Origin of the sequence: Romboutsia sp. 13368, from assembly GCF_018336475.1 — a bacterium.
GTDB lineage: Bacteria > Bacillota > Clostridia > Peptostreptococcales > Peptostreptococcaceae > Romboutsia.
This window is the reverse complement of sequence record NZ_CP048741.1, coordinates 150,916-156,738: the sequence shown is the minus strand read 5'-3', so window position 1 is coordinate 156,738 and position 5,823 is coordinate 150,916. Positions and strand designations below refer to the sequence as shown.

Genomic DNA, 5,823 nt, shown 5'->3' with positions numbered 1-5,823 from the left:
TAAATCCTATAGCCTTGCTATAATCAAATTTAATATTTCCCATAAATATCCCTCTTTCTTTCTATCTTTAAGAAAATTATAGCATAAACTTCCTCTATAATTAATCATAAATTACATTTCTTTATCTTATAATTCAATACTTTTTATAAAACACTATATTTATTAATATTACAAATAAAAAAGTTGCCTCAAATGAGACAACTTTTATTTTTTAATTAGTTATTAGTAACTCTTCCTGCTATAACTTGTTGTGCTATATTAACAGCATGGTCAGATACTCTTTCTAAGTTACTTATTATATCTAAGTATATAACTCCAGTATCTATACTACAAGAACTACTATTTAATCTGTTCATGTGATTTGCTCTACATGATTTTTCCATCATATCTACTTGCTCTTCCATTTTTATAACTTTGCAAGCTAAGTCAACATTTGATGTTCTCATAGCTTCTAAAGCATAAGTATAAGTAGATACTACTTTATTGTACATTTCGTTAAGCTCTGATACTCCTACATCTGATAAAGATATATTTGATTCTTTTATATCTTTTGCTAATTCAGCTATATTCTCAGCATGATCTCCGATTCTTTCTATATCAGTAACTGTGTTGAATAAAGCATCTACTGTTTCTCTTGAATCTTCATCTAATGAAGCTTTTGATAATTTAAGTAGATAATTTAATATTTGCTTTTGTAATTCATTTATTTGCTTTTCTTTCTTGAATGATAATTCAATCTTTTCATTAGATTTTTCCATTATCCCTTCCATAGCTGCATTTAAGCTTTCCTTAGACTTTTCACCCATTCTTAGAGTTTCTTTTACTATGCTAGCTAATGCTATTGATGGAGTTTCTATCATTCTATCATCTATAAATTTAACAACTTTATCATCATCTTCTTGTTCATCTTTATTTTGTGGAACTAATTTTAATGCTAATTTAACTATTAACTTATTAAATGGTAATAATATTATAACATTTATTATATTAAATAATGTATGTGCATTTGCTATTTGTCTAGCTGCATCTGTAGGGTCTATAGCAGTAACTATAGCTACTATAGGCTTACTTAATATAAACATAAATATAACAGAACCTAACACATTAAACGTAAAATGCATTATAGCTGCTCTTCTTGCATTTCTACTTGCACCTATACTAGAAATTAATGAAGTTACACATGTACCTATATTTTCACCATATAATATTGGTAAAGCTGCTGTTATAGGTATTAAGCCTTGAGAAGCAAGAGCTATTAACATACCCATTGAAGCACTTGAACTTTGTACTATAGCTGTTATAGCGAATCCCATTAATACTCCTAATAGTGGATGATGTCCAAAGCTTAATAACATATCTGTAAATCCTTGATATTCAGCTAATGGCTTAACAGCATCTTTCATGAAATCCATACCTGTAAATAATATACCAAATCCTATAAGTATTTCTGCTATATGCTTATATTTTGGTTTATTAGTAAACATATATATAACTATACCTATTCCTAGTGCTACTGGAGCAAGGAAATCAACATCTAATGATACTAACTGAGCTGTTATAGTTGTACCTATATTAGCACCCATTATAACACCTATTGCTTGAGGTAAACTCATTATTCCTGCGTTAACAAAACCAACTACCATTACTGTAGTTGCACTACTACTTTGTATTACCATAGTAACTACCATACCAACTAGTACTCCCATGATTACATTACTAGTAAGTAGTTCTATAATTCTTTTAAGTTTTGACCCTGCTGACTTTTGAAGACCATCTCCCATAAGGTTCATACCGTATAAGAATAAACCAAGGCCTCCCATAATTCCTATTGCTATATCCAACTTTCTTATCCTCCTTGATATGCGATGATTAACTTATAATATATATTTCTATTACATTTTAACAAATTTTTTACTTATTTTGTGTTAAGATTATGTTAAATATTATAAATATATTAAATCTATGTGAAATATATGTTAAATTTTGTCTATTAGTTAGAATATCTTTCTATAATTTTCTCTGCACACTTTATACCATCTACTGCTGCAGTAACAATTCCACCTGCATATCCTGCACCTTCTCCACATGGATAAAGATTTTTAGTATTTACAGATTGTAAAGTTTCTTCATCTCTAACAATTCTTATAGGTGCTGATGACCTAGTCTCAACTCCTGTTAATACAGCATCATGCATTGCAAATCCATGTAATTTATTATCTAGCTTAACTAATGCTTCCTTCATAGTTGAAGTAACAAATTCAGGTAGACATTCTCTAAGATCTACAAATGTATATCCAGGTTTATATGATGGGTCTACCTTTCCTAATGATGTAGATACTTTGTCATTTAAGAAATCTCCTACTAATTGAACTGGTGCATTATAATTTTTTCCACCTAATTCATAAGCTAATTTTTCATAGTTTTCTTGGAAATAAACTCCTGCAAGAGGATCTTCACTTCCAAAATCAGAAGGAAGTACATTTACTAAAAATGCACTATTTGCATTTACTTTATCTCTAGCATGCTCACTCATTCCATTAGTTACAACTTCTCCTTCATTTGATGCAGATGCTATAACACTACCTCCTGGACACATACAGAAAGTATAAGCTGTTCTAAGATTTGAAGTATGTTCTATTAATCTATAATCAGCTGCTCCAAGTCTTGGATGGTTATAAAATTCTTTATATTGAGATTTGTTTATTAATTCTTGAGGATGTTCTATTCTTGCTCCTATTGCAAAAGGCTTTTGTATTATTCTTACACCTCTTTTGTAAAGCATCTTATAAGTATCTCTAGCACTATGGCCTATTGCTAATATAACAACATCAGATTCTATAGTTTCATTGTTATTTACAACTACTCCTTTTATATCTCCATTTTCAGTTATTATATCAGTAACTAGAGTATCAAATCTTACTTCTCCTCCAAGTCTGATTATCTCATTTCTTATGTTTTTAACTACATTTTTTAATATATCTGTACCAACATGAGGCTTATGTGAATATAGTATTTCTTCTGGAGAACCAAAGTTAACTAATTCTTCTAAAACTTTTCTACATCTAATATCTTTTATTCTAGTTGTAAGTTTTCCATCAGAGAAAGTACCTGCTCCACCTTCTCCAAACTGTACATTTGAATTATTTTTAAACTTTCTATTATTCCAGAAATCATTTATATCATTAGTTCTATTATCAACATCTAATCCTCTTTCAATCATAATAGGATTATATCCTCTTTGAGCTAATACTAAAGCTGAAAATAAACCAGCTGGTCCACTACCAATTATTACAGGTCTATTTTTTAATTTTTCAGTTCCCATTTCGACACCAATATAATTACGTTGTTTTATTTCCACAACATCTTTTATGGAACTTTTTAAAATTTTATTTTCATTTTTTACTTCTACATCAACTGTATATACAAAATCTATTCTACCTCTTTTTCTTGCATCTATAGATTCCTTATATATAAAATATTTTATAAGTTCATTTTCTTTTATCTTAAGTTTTTTTAATATAAGTTTTTTTAATAAAGAAATATCTTCATCTATACCTAATTTTAAGTTTGATATTCTTAACATCTTGATCTCCTTTACATCAATAATTTTTATTTTTTAAGCACTTTAAAAGCTAGGAAATAAACCTAGCTTTCTATAAATATTAGCTCTATATTTTCTTTTTATACTCTTTCAAAATTTCATMTAMAATTTMTATATTAGTCTTTTTTAGTTATAAGACCTCTTATAACTTTCATATTATTGAATACTTTTTCTAAGAAGTTTTCAGCTTCTTCATTATCTAAAAGTGCTATTTCTAATTGCTCATCATTTGGTATATTTTTAGATTCACAATATTGTTTAGCTAAATCTATTAATTCATTCTTTTCATCTATATTTAAGTTAAATTCTTTATAATCTATTATTATGTATTGTTTAGTTTTTTGAGATGCTACTTCACTATATCCTATTTCAATATGATATATAACAGCATATAAGTTATTTGGATTTTCTTCTCCTTTATATACAGGCACTGCTGGATTTGATTTTATAAAGTTTGTTGATACCGCTATTGCATTTCCTAAACTAAGACTCATAATTATACCTCTTTCTATTATTTTTATACATCTACTATTTTATACATTATTCGCATATATTAAAACCTTTTTTTACGATTTTCTAAAATTTAATTAAAAATATACTTATCTCTATTTAATATCTATAATTTAWTWTTAACAAAAAAATTAGAGACTATATATTAACATATATACCCTCTAATTAATGCACTAAAAATTTTTATTAAAAAATTTTTTAATTTAACTTTTATTTATTAAGATATCTTTAAATCTTTGTATCTCTTACCTAAAGTACTTGGACTTATTTCATACTTTTTAGATATTTGAGCTTGTGTTATAGCTTGTCCGTTAACTTTTTTAATGTGATATTCTACTGCTGCAGCCCATCCATTTTCAGAACCTTTAACTTCTCCGTTAGCTTCTTTATATTCATTCCAGAAATCTATACAAGAATCTAGGTATTCAGCTTCAACATTTTGTCTAAGCATTATACATACATTACAATCATCTTCTGTAACAGCTACTTCAGCTAACTTGTCCATTTTTTCTTCTTTTTGTTTCTTTAAATACTCAGCTATAGTTGGCTCTAATAATTGTTGCATATATTTATATAATATATGAGTATGATGTATTAAGAAAGTTTTCATATCTTTGTATAAATCTTCATATTGAGCAAATAAAGCTTTTAAGTCATTTACGATAACTTCTTTAACTGCATCTGATATACTTATAGTTATATCTATTAATATGCTTGTATCTTCAACATCAACTATTCTAGCTATCATAGAACTTCCTATTTTAAAGTCAGCTAATAATTTTACATCTTCTGTGTAAACTTCTCTGTCAGTTAAACAGTCTTTTAAAAGTATTTTTCCGTCTAATACTTCTTTAATTTCATAGATACCTACATATGATTCAAATAAGTTTCTTAATATATTAACTTCAGCAGAATTAACTTTGTCTCTATTTGCTTCATAGAAATCAACAGTCATAACTTTTTTACTTTCCATTATATGGTCTTGTATAAAGTATGTATTAAAGAATCTATCAAACTTTGCGTTTATAGCATCATCATTTATTATATAGAACATTTCTTTAGCTTTTTCATATTCTTCTTTAAACTTATCTTGTCTTGAATATTCATATATTCTAGTATATAAATCTGAATATTGTTTTTGAGCTGTACTAACTTTTCTACCCGCTCTATCTACTACAACATCTTTATTTAAACAACATCTTTTATATTTTTTGCCACTTCCACAAGGGCATAACTCGTTTCTCCCTAGCAATGTGAGTTTCACTCCTTTGTTTTTAATTTAAAAGTACAATTTATTATTATACCATTTTTTATTAAATGATTCTATATTTATGATATTATTTTCTTATTTTTATGTATAGTGTTAAGTTTTGGCATAATATTTTAATATACTTCAATTATAAACTTTCTATGCTAATATATCTTAATCCTCTTTGTTTTATCAGTAGTTTTATCTAAATATTGATTAATTTTGCTATATTATTTTACTTAATTTATTTTATTGGCTATATATTATTAACTAACAAAATAGTGTTTAAAGATTATTCTTTTTAATTTATAATTTTTCATTAATTAACTCGTTGTGCTAGTTAAATAAAATCATTDAAAATACTAGGTTATAGTAAYGTATATTTAACTATTTTTCAAATAATATCTAGTGATTTCAATATGTTGAGTAAAGCAACCAGCACAACATATTAATTATTTTAATC

Annotated in this window: 5 protein-coding genes (1 of these 5 only partly in view); all 5 read right to left on the bottom strand. The window is 26.6% G+C overall.

Going from position 1 to position 5,823, the window contains the following annotated elements; genetic code table 11:
* Positions 1-215 precede the first annotated feature (215 nt).
* On the bottom strand, positions 216-1,820 hold the full coding sequence (locus G3997_RS00710; RefSeq protein ID WP_442971217.1) for a Na/Pi cotransporter family protein: 1,605 nt from the start codon (positions 1,818-1,820) through the stop codon (positions 216-218).
* 170 nt (positions 1,821-1,990) lie between these two features.
* Positions 1,991-3,583: an NAD(P)/FAD-dependent oxidoreductase gene (locus G3997_RS00705; protein WP_296646530.1), complete on the bottom strand. Its 1,593-nt coding sequence runs from the start codon at positions 3,581-3,583 to the stop codon at positions 1,991-1,993.
* A gap of 134 nt (positions 3,584-3,717) precedes the next feature.
* A complete protein-coding gene (locus G3997_RS00700) occupies positions 3,718-4,095 on the bottom strand; it encodes a hypothetical protein (protein WP_296646526.1) in 378 nt (125 codons plus the stop codon).
* A gap of 233 nt (positions 4,096-4,328) precedes the next feature.
* A complete protein-coding gene (locus tag G3997_RS00695; protein ID WP_296646521.1) occupies positions 4,329-5,363 on the bottom strand; it encodes a YecA family protein in 1,035 nt (344 codons plus the stop codon).
* Between the two features lie 449 nt (positions 5,364-5,812).
* Positions 5,813-5,823 carry the 3' end of a prepilin-type N-terminal cleavage/methylation domain-containing protein gene (locus G3997_RS00690; RefSeq protein WP_296646517.1) on the bottom strand. The gene runs 403 nt beyond the window's last position, so the window shows 11 of its 414 coding nt (coding positions 404-414); its start codon lies off the right edge, out of view; the stop codon is at positions 5,813-5,815.

Coding starts and splice junctions, on each gene's coding strand:
- G3997_RS00710 (WP_442971217.1), bottom strand. CDS start 1,820: ATGGGAGGCCTTGGTTTATTCTTATACGGTATGAACCTTATGGGAGAT.
- G3997_RS00705 (WP_296646530.1), bottom strand. CDS start 3,583: ATGTTAAGAATATCAAACTTAAAATTAGGTATAGATGAAGATATTTCT.
- G3997_RS00700 (WP_296646526.1), bottom strand. CDS start 4,095: ATGAGTCTTAGTTTAGGAAATGCAATAGCGGTATCAACAAACTTTATA.